This window comes from Lentibacillus kimchii (assembly GCF_042666895.1).
Classification (GTDB): Bacteria; Bacillota; Bacilli; order Bacillales; family Amphibacillaceae; genus Lentibacillus; species Lentibacillus kimchii.
This window is the reverse complement of sequence record NZ_JBHTGR010000002.1, coordinates 1-16,648: the sequence shown is the minus strand read 5'-3', so window position 1 is coordinate 16,648 and position 16,648 is coordinate 1. Positions and strand designations below refer to the sequence as shown.

16 protein-coding genes are annotated in these 16,648 nt (G+C 48.0%); 2 read left to right on the top strand and 14 right to left on the bottom strand.

Features of this window, described 5'->3' with window-relative positions:
- Positions 1–52: 52 nt before the first annotated feature.
- Positions 53–1,555 (bottom strand): amidase, encoded by a 1,503-nt coding sequence (locus ACFQU8_RS01445; protein WP_382357384.1) that lies wholly within the window; start codon positions 1,553–1,555, stop codon positions 53–55.
- A gap of 296 nt (positions 1,556–1,851) precedes the next feature.
- On the opposite strand from ACFQU8_RS01445, the gene ACFQU8_RS01440 reads away from it, so the two are divergent.
- The gene (locus ACFQU8_RS01440) at positions 1,852–2,352 is read left to right on the top strand and encodes a hypothetical protein (protein ID WP_382357494.1); all 501 of its coding nucleotides are present in this window, start codon (positions 1,852–1,854) and stop codon (positions 2,350–2,352) included.
- 82 nt (positions 2,353–2,434) lie between these two features.
- Here the strand turns inward: ACFQU8_RS01440 and ACFQU8_RS01435 are convergent, their stop codons facing one another.
- The 13 genes from ACFQU8_RS01435 to ACFQU8_RS01375 form a co-directional block, all read right to left on the bottom strand.
- A complete protein-coding gene (locus ACFQU8_RS01435) occupies positions 2,435–3,568 on the bottom strand; it encodes a Ger(x)C family spore germination protein (protein WP_382357383.1) in 1,134 nt (377 codons plus the stop codon).
- A 13-nt stretch (positions 3,569–3,581) separates the two neighbouring features.
- Positions 3,582–4,682 (bottom strand): GerAB/ArcD/ProY family transporter, encoded by a 1,101-nt coding sequence (locus ACFQU8_RS01430; RefSeq protein WP_382357382.1) that lies wholly within the window; start codon positions 4,680–4,682, stop codon positions 3,582–3,584.
- Positions 4,683–4,690: 8 nt separating this feature from the next.
- Entirely contained in the window at positions 4,691–6,202 is a 1,512-nt protein-coding gene (locus ACFQU8_RS01425) for a spore germination protein (RefSeq protein WP_382357381.1), read from the bottom strand.
- Positions 6,203–6,433: 231 nt separating this feature from the next.
- Positions 6,434–7,612: a D-alanyl-D-alanine carboxypeptidase family protein gene (locus ACFQU8_RS01420; RefSeq protein ID WP_382357380.1), complete on the bottom strand. Its 1,179-nt coding sequence runs from the start codon at positions 7,610–7,612 to the stop codon at positions 6,434–6,436.
- Positions 7,613–7,836: 224 nt separating this feature from the next.
- Positions 7,837–8,313 carry a thioesterase family protein gene (locus ACFQU8_RS01415; RefSeq protein WP_382357379.1) on the bottom strand — a complete coding sequence of 159 codons (477 nt, stop codon included), beginning with the start codon at positions 8,311–8,313 and terminating at the stop codon, positions 7,837–7,839.
- Positions 8,314–8,344: 31 nt separating this feature from the next.
- Positions 8,345–9,313 carry a 3-hydroxyacyl-CoA dehydrogenase NAD-binding domain-containing protein gene (locus ACFQU8_RS01410; protein WP_382357378.1) on the bottom strand — a complete coding sequence of 323 codons (969 nt, stop codon included), beginning with the start codon at positions 9,311–9,313 and terminating at the stop codon, positions 8,345–8,347.
- Between the two features lies 1 nt (position 9,314).
- Positions 9,315–10,208, bottom strand: coding sequence for a BKACE family enzyme (locus tag ACFQU8_RS01405; RefSeq protein ID WP_382357377.1), 894 nt, complete (start codon positions 10,206–10,208; stop codon positions 9,315–9,317).
- A complete protein-coding gene (locus ACFQU8_RS01400) occupies positions 10,201–10,758 on the bottom strand; it encodes a GbsR/MarR family transcriptional regulator (protein ID WP_382357376.1) in 558 nt (185 codons plus the stop codon). The genes ACFQU8_RS01405 and ACFQU8_RS01400 overlap by 8 nt, the downstream gene beginning before the upstream one ends.
- 90 nt (positions 10,759–10,848) lie before the next feature.
- Positions 10,849–12,528, bottom strand: coding sequence for a CocE/NonD family hydrolase (locus ACFQU8_RS01395; protein WP_382357375.1), 1,680 nt, complete (start codon positions 12,526–12,528; stop codon positions 10,849–10,851).
- Positions 12,529–12,580: 52 nt separating this feature from the next.
- Positions 12,581–13,225, bottom strand: a complete 645-nt coding sequence (locus ACFQU8_RS01390; protein ID WP_382357374.1) for an ABC transporter permease — start codon at positions 13,223–13,225, stop codon at positions 12,581–12,583.
- Positions 13,226–13,228: 3 nt separating this feature from the next.
- The gene (locus ACFQU8_RS01385; protein ID WP_382357493.1) at positions 13,229–14,104 is read right to left on the bottom strand and encodes an osmoprotectant ABC transporter substrate-binding protein; all 876 of its coding nucleotides are present in this window, start codon (positions 14,102–14,104) and stop codon (positions 13,229–13,231) included.
- Positions 14,105–14,162: 58 nt separating this feature from the next.
- On the bottom strand, positions 14,163–14,807 hold the full coding sequence (locus tag ACFQU8_RS01380) for an ABC transporter permease (RefSeq protein ID WP_382357373.1): 645 nt from the start codon (positions 14,805–14,807) through the stop codon (positions 14,163–14,165).
- A gap of 3 nt (positions 14,808–14,810) precedes the next feature.
- The gene (locus ACFQU8_RS01375; RefSeq protein WP_382357372.1) at positions 14,811–15,965 is read right to left on the bottom strand and encodes a betaine/proline/choline family ABC transporter ATP-binding protein; all 1,155 of its coding nucleotides are present in this window, start codon (positions 15,963–15,965) and stop codon (positions 14,811–14,813) included.
- A 312-nt stretch (positions 15,966–16,277) separates the two neighbouring features.
- On the opposite strand from ACFQU8_RS01375, the gene ACFQU8_RS01370 reads away from it, so the two are divergent.
- On the top strand, positions 16,278–16,648 hold a 371-nt coding region (locus tag ACFQU8_RS01370; protein WP_382357371.1), incomplete at its 3' end, for a hypothetical protein.

Sequence of the window (16,648 nt, the reverse complement as noted above, 5' to 3'; positions counted from 1 at the left end):
AGCGTTTATACGCCGAGTCGCTCCTTCTCTCATCTATCATGCGGCTGAAAGCTTAGTCAGCCTGCGTCATATACGGGTTTCCGCGCATGCCTGCCCACACGTCTGTCTTTTCCATATCACCGGCAAGCTTCAGCAGCAGATCCTCCTGCCCTTTTCCAGTCATGAATTGAACCCCTAATGGCAGTCCGCTCGCTGTTGTATGCACAGGAACAGACATAGCGGGCTGTCCGGTCAGGTTGGCCAGCTGTGAAAAAGGTGTGTAGGTGAGACTCGGCAAAAACACGTCATAGATAAGATCCTGCTGCTCGTGTTTATCCAGCTGGTGCATCTGCTCCCGGAGCACAGCCTGGCGCTCCTGACTGTAGGTTAATTCGCCCACTTCCGGCGCCGGAAAGGCTGAGGCCGGTGTCAGATACAGATCATACGTCTCGTGGAAAGCAGCCATCCGGGCAGCCGCCTGATCCCAGGCACCGAGACTGATCGAGTAGTCCGCAGCGGAGACCGATTGCCCGGCTGTGTTTAACAGCCACGTTTCAAGCTCCAGATCATTTTCCGTCAGAGGTCTGCCTATAGTCTTCGCCAGATTTTCCCCGAGAGCAGCGATCTCACCGCTGTTCATCATATAATAGTGACGCATTAAATCGACGCCATCGATGTCAGGTGCTTGTTCCTCCACGTGATGGCCCTGTTCCGCCAGCCACTTAACCGTTTTCCGGACAGCTTCCCGGGCCTCGCCGGAAACAGGTGTGCCAACCGGGGATTCGGTTGTGAAGGCAATCCGCAATGGCTTTGTAAACGGTTCGGTGACTTTTTTCAGGTAATTCCCAGCAAATAATGGTGTCTGAAACGCCGCTTCCGGCTGCACAACTTGCAGGTTGTCCAGTATCGCGGCACTGTCACGAACGCTTTTGCTCAGGGCAAAGTCAATCGCGGCACCCTGCCACTGCCGGCCAGCACCGGGCCCCACCGGTGTGCGTCCGCGTGTCGGCTTCAGCCCGAACAGACCCGTGAACGATGCGGGTATCCGGATCGATCCGCCGCCATCACTGGCTCCTGCTGCCGGGACAACGCCGCTTGCGATGGCTGCCGCTGAACCGCCGCTGGAGCCGCCAGGTGAGTGATTGGTGTTCCACGGATTGCGCGCCGGCCCGTACAAAGCAGGCTCTGTAATATTTTTTAGACCAAATTCGGGTGCATTGCTGTGCCCCATTAATAAAAAACCCGCTTCCCGAAATGTGCTGACGATCGTGGCATCCTGCTGGCTGATGGTAGCTTGCATGAGCCGGGAGGACGCGTTGAGCTCTTCACCGGCAATCGACTGCGTCAGATTTTTTAATAATAGCGGAACACCTGAGAACAGCCGGTCCATTGCCACTGTGTCTGCTTCCGCCATAACCCGGTCTTTGCGCTGCTGCACAACGGCATTGAGGCTTGGATTAACCGCTTCAAGCCGCCGGAAAGCCAGCTGCAGAAACTCAGACGGCTGCATCTCATGACGCTGAATTAACTCAGCGATTGCCGTCGCATCCAGTGTCGTATATGTTTTGACGTCCATCCTGATCTCCCCCTTATGTCGTTAACGCTTATTGTAACATGTCAGCGGAGTTCTGCTGGCGTTTATGAAACTTTTAATAGAATAAATTCATTTATTCTGGTTAAACTAAACATGTTAAATTCTGGGCATTCAAGGACACTTGACGTACGGCCGACCATCCAGCGAACGCTTCGTAAAAGGAGACGATATCATGACAGAACGACAGCCATTCGTGCTTGACCAAAGCCAGACAGCTGCGACTCGGATTCGAGGACATTCCATACCAGACCTGTACAGCTGGTCTGATCGGTAAACATATGACAACGTATTATGGCAAAAACCGCACAAAACTTGAAGCGCTGTTATGGAGTGTCGCCCTGCCCGGATTTGGACAGCTTATGAATCACAGCTATTTAAAAGGGTTTGTATTTATCTTCCTGGAACTGCTTATTAATGTCATGGGGAACTTCAACGAGGTAATTATGTTAAGCTTTCATGGCAGCATACAGGAAGCCATTCAGCAGACAAATTACGCATGGCTGATGTTTTACCCATGTATTTATTTTTTCGCCATGTGGGATGCCTATAAACAGGCTGAAGGCGGCAGCCGCCCCTATGCTTTTATCCCTTTTGTGTTTGCCGCTTACTTTGTGACAGTTGGTTTGATTTTTTCACCTCATTTTGAGCTATTTGGCTATTTAATTGGTCCGATGTGGCTGCCCATGCTGGGCGGACTGCCTCTTGGATTAATCATCGGCGGCATCATTCGCTGGCTGCTGTTAAAGCGGATGGCTAAAAACTGGAAAGACAAACGTTAAACCCCGGCGCAGTCTCGACAGCGGCGGGGTTAATTAGCATGATATAGATGAGCTGATTTGGCTTATGAAACAGCCTCTCCTGTTAAGGTGTTATCCCTTGATCAAGCAACGTCACGTCAACATCAACATCAACCGTTATGTCCGGAAATTTATCACGCCATTCCGATTCCGTCAGCGCACCACTTCGTTTTTGCGCTTTATAAATGCGCCCATAGCCGATAGGATCCACATTCAGTTCCTGCAATTTCGTTACAAGCTGTGTATACTGCTGTTTCATTGTCTTCTCAATCTCTGTTTCCAGTGCGCTAATCGCGTCTCGCTTCTGCAGATTAATGCTCTCGGTTAATTCCAATAAGTTTACCCCAAATTTTAATTGGGTCTGAAAATGGAGATTTTGTTTGTCGACGAGCTTTGTTTTACTTGTCCCTTTCTCAATATTAAATACTGTATAAAGGTGATCACGATCGCCTTTTGGTTCCTTTTGTAAATGCTGCTTGAGCGGCTGGAGCGGCAATTGAACCTCTTGATGCAGGCCATGGATCGTTTCATGGGCAACTTTGATGTAAAAAGCCTGGTCGATCGGAATTTTCCCCGCCAGCTGATCACCCCGAAACAGCCCCAGTGCAGTGAGTTTTACTTTTTTATCTTGATAGGACATAATCGGCATCACTGGATCCCTGCCCGATTCATAATAATGATGATCAAAGCTGTGAAGTGTTACTTTAGGGAGAACGTTCATATCATTGTTCACTTCAATATTCTTGGACAGCACCCTATTGACATTGATATTTGGCCGCTTATCGATCTTGGTTATCAAACCCTCGGCGGTCGTATCACTGATAGCCAATAATCGCCTGCTGGACGCTACTGGATCACGGACTGCCGCTTCCATATAACTAATCAGACCTTTTTTAGCGGCTTTCTTGCCGAATAGCTCTAATTCAATCGATCCCGACTGCAGCTCAAATCCGAGCTTATAATTCATCCGTTTTTGGCCCTCCGCCAGTGTTTTTCCTTTGCCCGTGACAAGTCTGGATGAACCCTGACCTTTGGATCCGAATTTGTAATACACAGATGTGGTGCTTAGCTGGTCACGCTGGGTGATATCAACGCCATAGACACTCATAATACCGTTTTCTTCAAGGATCTGTGGTTGAGCACAGCCACCCAGGAGTATACTCATCAAAACAAGAATGCCCAACAGACAGCGTTTCATATTTCTCCCTCCTTCACTTCCGGTTTTGCCGCCATTTTTTAAATTTAACAATGGGCAGCAGGACAAGTGGATAAACAAAAATGATCCAAAAGGCCATATCATTCGCGAAATTGGTTAACATCATAACCTGACCATGACTGTCGATGAAGCCGCTTAAGACAGCCATAATTAACGCGAGACTATACAACGTCACGCGCTTCGGGACATTATAAAGTCGCTTCATGCCTTGCGTCGTAGCCCACATATACAACAGTATCGTCGGCAGGGCGATCATCATCCATTCGGCCACAATAATAAAGTCAAAGCGAGCAATAAACGGCAATTCAACATTTTGAAGCATCGCTAAGACAGTCCATTCGATGGTTTCCAATTGAATGGGACTAAAGTAACCGATAGCTACGGCAACACTGAACAATAATATGCCCGCCGACCAGGTTATTCCTAACCAAAGAGGGCGCCAAACATGTTTTTTATTCTGGATAAACGGATACAGCACGAAAAGGATTTCAAATCCGGCAAGCGTGAATGCAGATTCTCTAGACCCTTTTAACAGATCAATCATCGACGCCTGCAGAACAGGCTGATAATGAGAGGCATCGATTAAAGAAATGGGTTTATACATTAACAGCCACAGCCAATGAGACAGCAGAAAGAAGAGAAACACAACCCCGATAACCGAGCGCAAGCCGCCGGCAACACAATAGACAACTAATGATAAAAGCAAAAAACTGATAAGCCAAGCGTTGAGATGTGGAAAGATAAACAACTGGATAAGGTCAATATAGGTGACGAGTACGACAAACAGAGTCAAAGCAAAATGCAGAATATAAACCGTACCCAGCAGCTTGCCGATCCACTGGCCAAAGATATCCGCCTGGATTCCAAAAATATCAGCATTATCATAGCTTTTCAGGATAAGAAGCATCACCCACAAAATTATTAAAATAGCCGCATACGCAATCAGAACAGAGATCCAGCTGTCCTGTCGCGCGTGCGTGAAAATGTATTTGGGTCCGCCTATAACGCCAACACCAATCTGAATGCCGCCCATTATAAAAAACAGATAAAATGCGCGAAAACGCAGTGCCTGGTTGACCTTCATATTAATATCCATTCGTCACCCTACTTCTTAATGTCTCGTTGCCGTCTGGCTTCTTCCCGGTTATAGCGATGCGATTTTCTGGGCTGAAATGACAGAAAGCGTCTGTTTTGGAATTGCAATGGCAAACGGAACAACGCTTTATTCAGATCTTTTAAGTAAAACGGAAAAACCGGTGACAGGTACGGTCTGCCCAGGGACTTGAGTTTAACCAGATGAATGACGAGAAAACATGCCCCGTACATAATGCCGATCAGACCAAACAGCCCAGCCAGAATCATCATAGGAAAGCTCACAACACGAATGCTTGTTCCCATCATATAATTTGGTACCGTATAGGAAGACAAGGCACTCAAGGCAACGATAATAATTAAAATGCTACTCGTCAGTCCCGCCTCTTCAATCGCTTGTCCGATAATGACACCTCCCACAATGCCAATCGTCTCGCCGATCTTTGTCGGCAGGCGTGCTCCGGCTTCGCGCAGGAGCTCAATTAAAAATTCTAAAAACAAGGCCTCAATCAGCGGCGGAAATGGAACAACCGCCCGGGATTTGCCAATAGTAATGAGTTCATTGGTCGGAATGATTTCAAAGTGATACGTCACCGCTGCAATATACAGCGGTGTAATAAAAACCGCAAACAGCAGCGCCAAAAACCGTAACAGGCGCAAAAATGACCCAACATTCCAACGCATATACATATCTTCAGTCGATTCAAAAAAACTAAAGAATGTAGACGGCGCAATCATCCCGGATGGACTGTTTTCCGTTAACATGCCAACCCGTCCCTGCTTAATGTCATGCGTGAAGCGATTGGTCAATTCCGTCGCATAGTATTGCGGGAATACAGACGAGGATGAATCGTTAATATACTGCATCAAAATCGTCGTATCCCCCACATCGTCAACATCCAAATCCTGGAGTCTCTGGCGCATCGTATTAACGTCCGTTTGATTAGCAACGGATTTAACATAGACGAGACGCACTTCACGCGGGTAAGTATGCCCGATCATAAATTTTTCCATCACCAGATCGGTCGAACGAATACTCCATCGCACCACATTCATGTTCGTTATCAACGATTCAGTAAAGGAAATCTGGGGACCGAGAACCACCGATTCATTTTCAGCTTTGTTAAGCGCCCGGTGCTCTTTATTCAGCAACAGGTAAGAAAGAGCCTCTGTTTCACCTTCAACATAAATAAAAACTTCCCCGACCAGCAAACCTTTTAGAATTTCATCCAGCGTTTCCTTTGTCATTTGAGTAGCAATCGGAATGTCATTTTTCAGCGACGATGTGCTCCACTCGTCCTGACTGTTGAGCACAGGGTCAAGTAAGTCCTGCTTCACTTGGCTCTCTTTCGCCATATACTGGATGAAAAAGACAGCCACTCTTGTCCCTTGATCCTGCTCATAGATCGCAAATGTTAAATCCTGATTATTCTCGAATTTGCTTTGCATCATTTCTTTTAAGGCATCAAGTTTTTGGGGAAATAACTGATCTTTCTTGCTCTTCCCCTGATTCTTCCGTTTCATAGGGACCTCCAAATTACATGCTGCTGTTAGTATGTGACACGTGAGGAAAATTATAAGCGGTTTGGAAAACGTGTCACAGCATATAGTTATTGATTGAGGCCTGCCGATAACTTAGCCGCACACACTAAAAAAATGGCGCACCCTGCCGTAAAGAAGCAGGACGCGCCATGTGTGTTTCTGTATGATTTTTTTGCCGGATGCCGTTCGTGTGGCTGGCCTCGGGGACGATGTCTAAAAGAAGCTGTTCCGCTTTCGTTTGCGGTGAAAAAGAATACCCGCAGCACCAATCACAACAGCTGTCAGCGGGATAACCATCATAAGCGAATCATTCCTGTGTAAAAGACTTTTTCCCTCAGCATTATGATCGGCTTTTTCCGTTTTCGCCTCTGTCTGGTCTTCAGCTTTCGCCAGCGGTACAGAGGCTATCACGCCTTCGTCCGGCTGACTGATTTCCAGCTCGCCATCCTCTGTAACATCCTGCCGCACTTTCTTGTCCAGATCATGTGTATAGGTTAGCTTTTCGTCCGTCTGATAATCATCGCTTCCTGCCGTATAGGCTGTCCCCTTATCAATCGTCGACTCTTCAAAATGGTCAAAACCGTCATCCAGAAGTTTGGTGGTATCAGCATAAGCCTCGTCTTTGCGGGAGACATCCAGCGTGATGACAATCAGTTTTAAACCATCGCGCTCGGCAGCAGTTGCCAGCGTATGACCGGATTCATCAACAAAACCCGTTTTGCCGCCGACCACACCATCGTAGGGATCTTCGCGCATCAATTTATGATGTGTGTAAAGGGTTGTATCCCATGTCTCCCCATGCCAGTCGAGCTCTTTGGTTCCAAAGATCTCCCGAAACGTGTCATGACGCATAGCATATCGTGTGATAGCTGCCAGGTCCTTCGCAGTTGTCACATGATCTTTATTAAAGAGACCATTCGGATTTTCAAAATGTGTGTCATGAACACCGACTTGTTCCCGCAGATAGTCGTTTATAGTCGATGCAAACTGGCTGACACTGCCGTCAATATGCTCAGCAATTGCCACAGCGGCATCATTGCCGGAATTGATCAATAAACCCTGGAGCAGTTTCTTTAAGGAAATGTCCTCATCCTCCTCGAGGTAGACGCTGGATCCTTCTGTACCAGCCGCATTCTCACTCACTGTGACACGTTCATCAAGATTCGCATTCTCGATCGCATAGACAGCGGTTGCCATTTTTGTCAGACTGGCCGGATACATCGACTTTTCAGCCTGTTTTTGATAGAGAATATCACCGGTCTCGCTATCTATCATAACGGCTGCTTCACTCGACAAAGAAAGATCAGCATCGGCTGCCTCAGCCTTCACTGCCATCAGGCTGAACGGCGTCAGAGCAACAGCCAAAGCTAATAAGGCGATGAATCGTTTCATCATACGAACACCTGCTTACGTTCAATAGATTCGCCTATTTATGATACACGATTTTTGTCAGTTTTTCAGTTTTGTTAAACAATTGTTAAACATTCTTAATCAGGCAGTCATTCATTTAGCGGCGGATACTAGAAGCCAGGCTAGTTTGCCTGTTCATTAAAAAATGGCGTATCAAATTTAGCTGCTATTTGATACACCATTTATAAGCACTATTTTCCCATATTCTATTTTTTGTGCCGGATGCCGATCACACGGCCGGCTTCCTGCGGTTTTTCTGCTGGTGTATGTTCCTCAGCGAGTTCTTCCAGCTTCGTGAAAACCGTCTCCGGGAATGGTGCGGGGCGCCCGGTTGTCTGGTCCATTCCCATGAGCATCTGCTCACCAGTGGCTGCCCGTTTGTCATTGTCACCGAACAGCTCAAAAAACACATGCGCCCGCTTCGCATCATAATCCAGGATTTGCAGCCGAACGTCAAACGGCTCATCCTGCTTCATCTCGTCCAGATAACAAATGTGTGCTTCCAGCGTGTACACCGTGTACTGCTCTTGGTCGCGAAAATCTTCCGTCAAGCCGATCAAGGTCATAAACGCATCGACCCCCTGGCTGAACGCCCGGCTATATTCGGCATCATTCATATGGCCATTATAGTCGATCCAGGCAGCGGGCACCGTGTCCTGAAGCAGCTTTTTCGCCTCACGCATAGCATATCACCTCTATTTCTTCTGCAGCGGCTTAGATGCCGCCGGACAGATTAGCACTTGGCCAGTATTTTTGCAGCAGCTGCTGCAGTTCAATCAAAAATTGGTCACGCCGTTCTTCAAGTCTGTCCATTTCGACATTACCCGTCTGAGCTTCACTGCCTGTGACAACTTTTTCAGCGAGTTCATTGGTTAATTCCGGTGCCTCCAGGTATGTCCATGGCAGTTTCAAAGCCGGACCGAACTGTTCCAGCATATGGCGCATGCCTTCTTTGCCGCCGCCCATATGCAGTGTCATAAACGGCCCCATCAAGGCCCAGCGCAGGCCCGGCCCATAGACGATAGACGCATCGATTTCCTCCGTTGTCGCTGCCCCATCATTAACGATGTGCAGTGACTCACGCCAAATGGCTTCCATCAAACGGTCGGCAATATGACCTTGGATTTCCTGATGAACAACGAGCGGTTTCATGCCCATACCTTCATAAAACGCCTGTGCCTGTTCAACAAATGTATTATCTGTTTTCTCGCCGCCAACCAGTTCCACAAGCGGCATAAGATAGACCGGATTGAACGGATGGGCCACAATCACACGCTCCGGATGCTGCACACAGTCAGCCTGCAGTGTGCTCGGAAGAATCCCGGATGTGCTTGAGGCGATGACCGCTTCCTTTGGTGCATAGTGATCAATGGATGCAATGACGCTCCGTTTAATTTCTTCGCGTTCTGGCACGTTTTCCTGAACAAAATCGGCTTCAGCCAATGCTTTTTCCAAATTCGGTTCAAATACCAGGTTGTCCTGTGAGGCATTGTCAGCCAGACCCATCTGTTCGATCGAGCTCCAGGCACGTTTTACGGAATCCCGTGTCAGAGCTTCGGCTTCCGGAGCTGGGTCTGAGGCTACAACGTGGTAGCCATTAGCCAAAAACCGGGTGATCCAGCCATTGCCGATAACACCTGTCCCGACAACGGTAATTTGTTTGATTGATGATGATTCTGTCATGTTAGGCTTCCTTTCCATATGGATTAAGCAGATTTAGTTCCTGACGTGCTTCGGCTGGTGTCATGATATCTGAGCCAAGACTCTGGATGATCCCGGCTGCTTTATCGACGAGCTGTTCATTCGTTGCCAGCTGGCCTTTTTTCAGATACAGGTTATCTTCCAGTCCGACGCGTACGTTACCGCCCTGCATGACGGATTCGGCAACCATCGGCATTTGCATTTTACCAATGCCAAACGATGCCCAGCGGCTGTTCTCCGGTACACGGCTCTTCATATATGATAACGTCTCGGCATCAGCGGCAGCTCCCCATGGGATCCCTAAGCAGAATTGAAACAGTGGATCGCCGTCCAGCAGGCCTTCCTGATACAGCTGGTTGGCAAACCGCACGTGGCCTGTGTCAAAACATTCAAGCTCAGGCTTCACGCCGCTGTCCTGCACCATTTTGGCATGCCGGCGCAGCCAGTCAGTCGGACCAAGATACAGCATATTGCCGAAATTCGTGCTGCCGCAGTCGATCGTGCACATCTCCGGCAGAAGTTCTTTAACCGGTTCGTGCCGCTCTTCCGGTGTCTGGATATCCGTCCCTTCGCCGCCCCGGGTCGGATCGGCGTCACTCGGAACCCAGTCACCACCGCCGCCGGATGTAAGATTAATAATAATATCCGTATCCGCTTCACGAATGCGTTCCACTGTTTCCCGGAACAAATTGACATCGTGGCTGAGCTTACCTGTCTCCGGATCACGCACATGGATGTGGGCGATCGTCGCACCGGCTTTGGCTGCTTTAATCGCCGAATCGGCTATCTCTTTTGGAGTTACCGGCACATCCGGATTTTTAGCTGTCGTCTCACCCGCACCTGTCAGGGCACATGACATCATAACCTTATTACTCATTAAAATCGCCTCCTGGTTGTTGTTTAGGTACATGCTTGAAGATTTCGCCGCTTTCAAAGAAGTCAGTTACGCGGCGTATCCAGTCATAGTATTCTGTCCACTCTTTAATTTCAGCCAGCAAATCATTAATCGCCTGTTCGTCTTCATTCGTCAGCTCCGGCTGTGCTTGAAGGTCATCCAGTTTGCGCCGCAAACGCTGTTCAAAGTGACGACTGCGGCTTATGGCCTTTTGCCAGGTGGCCGTAAAAATGGAAATGAACGTCTGATAGTAATCATCTTCCACCTGGTAAAGATCTTTCCGAACACCTTTTAGAAACACACGCTCCGCAATGTTCATATCAATCATTTCCCGGACAACCTGGCTCATCCGGGTTTTGCTCATCCCGGTTTCCGCCGATAACTCATCAAGCGTCATCGGGTCGCCGTTCATATAAATAATCCCCAGAACACGGCCAACACTCGTTGGCGCACCAAATGCGTTCATATTGTCTGTGATCTTCTCAACAAATTGCGTCCGGATATCATCAATTTTCTCCTGATTAACACTCATACCATTCTCTCCTTTTTCCATCTTTTAACAATACCGTACCACAAGATCTTGAACCCATGTAAATGTTATACAAGAAAGAGTTAACACGATCTATAAAGGAGAGTCTGTTTCGTCTGCAATCGGAAGCAGAATACGTGATCCTGTCTGCCCGCCCTCGTGAATATATTCAATATCAGAATAACCATCCTGATGTGTTTTCGTTGTTGTTCCATTGTTCAGATTGACATCATAATGCGGTGCATTGGACGCAGCCAGATCGATCCGCAGTCGATGACCAGCCTCTAGACGGTACAGCGTTGTCCCGACATCCAGTTCCAGACGTACGATTTGATCCGGCTCCACCTTTTCCCGGTGAAATGTTTCGGTGATATTCCAGGCACGGCCTTCTTCGTCCACGTCGGAAAGCCTGATGACTATATCGAACAGGGCTGAAGGCGAGGTACCCCAAACAAGCGCCTTGACCGTTCCCATCAGTAGCAGGGATTCCTCGGCAGGATCACTCGTATACACAAGCACATCTGAACGATTCTGGACGCCGGAAATGTCAAACATTCCGGAATCACTTCCGGCGATCAGGGCATTGCCGCCAAAAGTAGGAACAGGATGAGCAGGGTCCAGAACCATCGCCGTTTTGGTTTCCGTCTCCGTCAGCTGGCCGGCCAGTTTTCCGCTATCACCGGTCGCCGCATTTCCGTCGCTCTGCAGGAAGAATGCTTGCTTGGACGCATCTGGCTCCTGTGAGAAAGCCTTCCACTCTGCGTCGCCCATCGCATACAAATGCACAGGTTCCTGAACAGGCATTGGTTTGCCTTTAAGCCAATAGTCAAACCAGATGATGTGCAGTTGGGTCGGATCTTGAATCCTGTCAACACCGATATGCTTCTCTGCATTCTGAAACAGAACCTCACCGGCGCGTCCGGTCATTTCCTCATGCGTCCAAGGCCCAATCCACAGCATACTCGGGCCATGATAGGCACGATAAGCCTCAAGCGTCGGTTTGAGCAGCGCATCGAACCAGCCGCCCATAAACAAGGCTGGAATATCGATTGAATGCAATTTATCCTGAATGTTGGCACGTTCCATTACTTTAGCCGGAAAATTCCCTTTCATCACATCAAAGAAGAACGAATCAGGATCAAGATCTTGCATAGGCCCCCACGCTTCTGCCGGTGCCTGATGGAGGAACGTCGCCAGATTCTCATGATAATACCGCAACTTTTGCTCATCCAGTATGCCTTTGCGCCGCAGCTGATCTTCCACAATCGACCCCAGCACCCAGGTTTCGAATTTCCCTGTTGCATGGGCAGCATTATCTTCTGCGTAAAGGTCAGCCCACGGATCAGCCATCGTCATCACAGGCGCTATCGCTTTAAGAGAAGGCGGTTTTTCCGCGGCGGCAGCGAGCTGCGTATAGCCATGATAGGACATGCCGAACAGGCCAACGTTTCCATCTGCATAAGGAAGGCGTGCTGCCCATTCGACAGCTTCACAGCCATCCTTTCCTTCGTCGGTGAACGGTGAAAACGTGCCATCTGAAGCAAATCGCCCGCGCACATCCTGGAGAATCACTGCATAGCCTGCTTCCACCATTCGCGGGACCTCCAGGTATTCATCATAATAACGCGGTGTTTCCTTATCATAAGGAAGGCGCAGCATCAGTACCGGATACACACCATCATCATCGGGACGATACACATCTGAGCGCAGCACAATTCCGTCCGAAAGCTTGCAGGGAACATTTTTCTCAATGATCATATCACGCTTTTGCATGCATCATACCTCCAAGTCATAGTTGAACCTAAAAGCAGAATCGCGACGCGTTTTAAGATTTAGCTGGCTGTAACAAGCGTTCTGTCCAGCCCAGAATCAAGTCTGCGATAATGGCCATCAGTGCTGTCGGAATGGCACCTGCCAGAATAATAGCTGTTCCGTCAGTCGCATTTGTACCTGTAATGACAATAGCGCCAAGGCCACCAGCTCCTATAAAAGCACCAATTGCCACAATGCCAATACCAATAACCAGCGCTGTCCGAACACCAGCCATAATGACACTGACGGCCAGTGGCAATTCAACCATGCGCAATAGTTGAAATTTGGTCATGCCAGAAGCGAACCCTGCTTCAACAACTGTTTTATCAACATTTTTCATTCCCACATAGGTGTTTTGTGTGATAGGCAGAATCGAATACAAGATTAACGTGACGATGGCTGTATTAGTCCCTAATCCCATAACCAGCATAATAATAGCCATAGCGCCAAGCGCAGGTATCGTTTGGATAATACTTCCGGCAGTCAGCACCCAGTTGCTTAGCCTGCCATATTTAGCAATGAGAATTCCCAGAGGGATCGATATAATGGATGCAAACAGCACGCCATATGCCGACATCAGAAAATGTCTATAAAATTGTGTCCAAATATAATCGCCATTGGCACTGACATAATTGATCAATTCCTGCAACGTATCCATGTATCAGTTCCCTCCTTCAAAGTAATCATTTTTTTCCAGAAATCGCTTCGCAGTTTTATGTGGGCTCATATGCTGAACATCCATTTTGTAGTTCAATTCCTGCATTTCTTCTGTTGAAATCTGATTATGAAGCCGCTTCGTTATCTCACCGATTTCAGGATGCTCTTCCAGAGTCTCATTATTGATAACCGATGATGCATCATAAGGCGGGAAGAAATGCTTATCATCCTTAAGCACTTTCAAATTATATTTTTGTATCCGGCCATCAGTGGAATAAGCCAGTACAGCATCCATATCTCCACTGGCTGCCGCCTGATAAACCAGACCGAGATTCATCGGATAAATATCACCGAAGTCAAAATACGTCTCTTTGAAAGCATCATAACCGTCGCCTTCCCGGTTAACCCAGGCATTATTGACACCAAAATCCAAATCATCAGCGTAGGGCTTCAAATCCGAGATGGTTTCAATGTCATTTTTATCCGCAAATTCTTGTGTGACAGCGATCGAATAGCTATTCTCAAATCCATATATTTCAGCCCACGTTTGATTGAACCGATCTTGAAACTCGCGCTTCACTGTTTTCAATGCTTTGTCGGGATCTTTAATAGGATTCATATCAAGAGCGCCTGATATATCAGTACCGGTATATCGTGTGCTCGAAATATCAATATCACTGCGCACCATGCCCTGATGCTGAACAATGGATGAACCCAGTTTCGTAACGAGATCCGTATCAGCATCGGTTTCCCGTTCAATCATAATGGACAGCATTTCTGCCATAAGCTCGGATTCCGATTGTGTCAGTGAGCCAATTTTAATAGTTTCCTTTGATGTCCCGGACAGTCCTGGCAAGGAGCAGCCGGCAAGCATAACCATCACAAGGGATATGATAATTGCCTTTTTTATGACTGTTTTCACGCGTCTTCACCTCCCATTATGCTGCTTCTTTCATCCCATTAGGCGTCAGCCTGCTTTCCAAAAGTGCAAGTGAACGATCCGCAATGACAGCAAGAATGGTTGCCGGAATCGTTCCAGCCAGAATCAGTGACGGCTGATACAGATTCAGGCCATCAAAAATAAAGTCACCAAGACCGCCACCGCCAATGAATGCCGCCAGTGCTGCCCAGCCAATTAAGTAAACGGTTGACAGTCGGATACCAGCCATAATCACAGGCATCGCAAGCGGCAATTCCATTTTCGTAATCGATTGGCCATTGCTCATGCCCATGCCTTTACCTGCTTCGATAACGCCCGGATCAACATCGCGAACACCAATATACGTATTGCGCAAAATCGGCAGAAGCGAATAAACAAATAACGCGATAATAGCCGGCACTTTGCCAATGCCTACAATGGGTATGAAAAAAGCCAGAATCGCCAGACTTGGTATCGTCTGCAGAATACCAACAAATGAAATGAACTTATCCGCAAATCTGGGAACCCTTGAAAGAGCAATACCCACGGGAATGGCGACAATCACACCAAGCAGCATGGCGAACAGGGAAATGTAAAAATGTTCCCACGTTTTGTACAGCAGTTCCGTTCCATGTTCTGAGAAAAATGCCATCATAGTCGTCACCTCCTATTCTGATGTTGCTGCAGTATCTTCCAGTTCCGAACCATCGCCCCAGATCGAGTCATACACAATAGTGGCAAGTGTCGCCCGGGTCACGATGCCGGTTAGCTGATCATCCTGATTAATGACCGGCACATAGGACACACCACGATGCAGGATCTTATGAACCGTGTCACGCAACAGACTGTCCTCAGAGACATAGAAGACATCTGGTTCCATCACTTCTTCGATGAAATGGGCTTCTTTGTAATAATAATTAACCGCCTCAACATCTAAAAAGCCCTGCAGCTTATTAGTGGCATCAACGACGATGAGTGAATCAACGCGTTTATTGCGCATGATCGAAATCGCGTCTTTCAGCGTCGTGCATGTTTGAGCTGTTACCGGATAGCCACCCATTATCTGACCCACAGTAGTCACTTCCGGACGTGCCTGGATCAGTCGGTCTTTACCAAGAAACTCTTCCACAAATTCACTGGCAGGATTGCGAAGAATTTCATTTGGTGTATCCGCCTGCACGACTTCACCATCTTTCATAATCACGATGCGATCACCCAGTTTCAGTGCCTCATCCATGTCGTGCGTGACAAAAACGATCGTCTTATTTAGTTCTTTTTGCAGCTTCTTAAATTCTTCTTGCAATGAATCCCTTGTAAGCGGGTCCAGCGCACCAAATGGCTCGTCCATCAAAATCAAAGGCGGATCTGCCGCCAGAGCTCGCAATACACCAATACGCTGCTGCTGACCACCACTCAATTCGTGCGGGTATTTATCCAAATATTCTTCAGGCATGCCGACAAGCTTCAGCAATTCACGAGCACGCTCATCCTTCTGTTCTTTGGACCATTTCAGAAGCGTCCCGACAAGCACAATATTATCTTTAATCGTCATATGCGGCATCAGACCAATTTGCTGAATCACATAGCCAATCGAACGCCGCAGCTCCACCGCATCCTGTTTCTTAATATCTTCACCGTAAACTGAAATCGTGCCCTCTGAAATATCTATCAGCCGGTTAACCATTTTCATGGTTGTTGTTTTACCACAGCCGCTCGGTCCGATAAAGCACACAAATTCACCTTTATCAATATTTAAATTCAAATCGTTGACAGCTGGCTCGCTGCCACTGTAACGCTTAGTTACATGCTCAAACTCTAGCATTCTATTGCACCTCCGTTATGACTTACGACGAAATTACTTGTTTAGTATAAAAAATCCACAGCAATAAGGAAACAAGCAAATAAGGTTATGCAGTATTAAAAACTTATACAATTTTTATTGTATAAGATTTATTATGTTTATATCGCAAAATTTCGCCTGATTCCTGCCGATTTCGCATGTAACTGAATATTCAAATAAAACAATGCCGCCATGACAGTGTTCACTGGCGAACTAACAATACAGCATGATGCGAAAAAATTATCATGCTGCTTGAAATGTAGGAAATGTTTGAGCGATAAGAGGGATGTGCTGTTGGAAGGGGGCGATCGGGTGTTGTGCTCGATCGAATTTCTATGCTCCTCGATCGATCCAGAGCGTTGCTCGATCGATTTGCTGTGCTGCTCGATCGATCCAGAGCGTTGCTCGCGCGCCTTTGTGCTGTGCTCGCGCGCCCTTGTGCTGTGCTCGCGCCCCTTTGTGCTGTGCTCGCGCGCTGTCGTGCTGTGCTCGCGCGCCCCCGTGCTGTGCTCGTGCGCCCCCGTGCTGTGCTCGCGCGCCCCCGTGCTGTGCTCGCGCCCTCGTGCTGTGCTCGCGCGCCTTCGTGCTGTGCTCGCGCGCCTTCGTGCTGTGCTCGCGCGCCTTCGTGCTGTGCTCGCGCGCCTTCGTGCTGTGCTCGCGCGCCC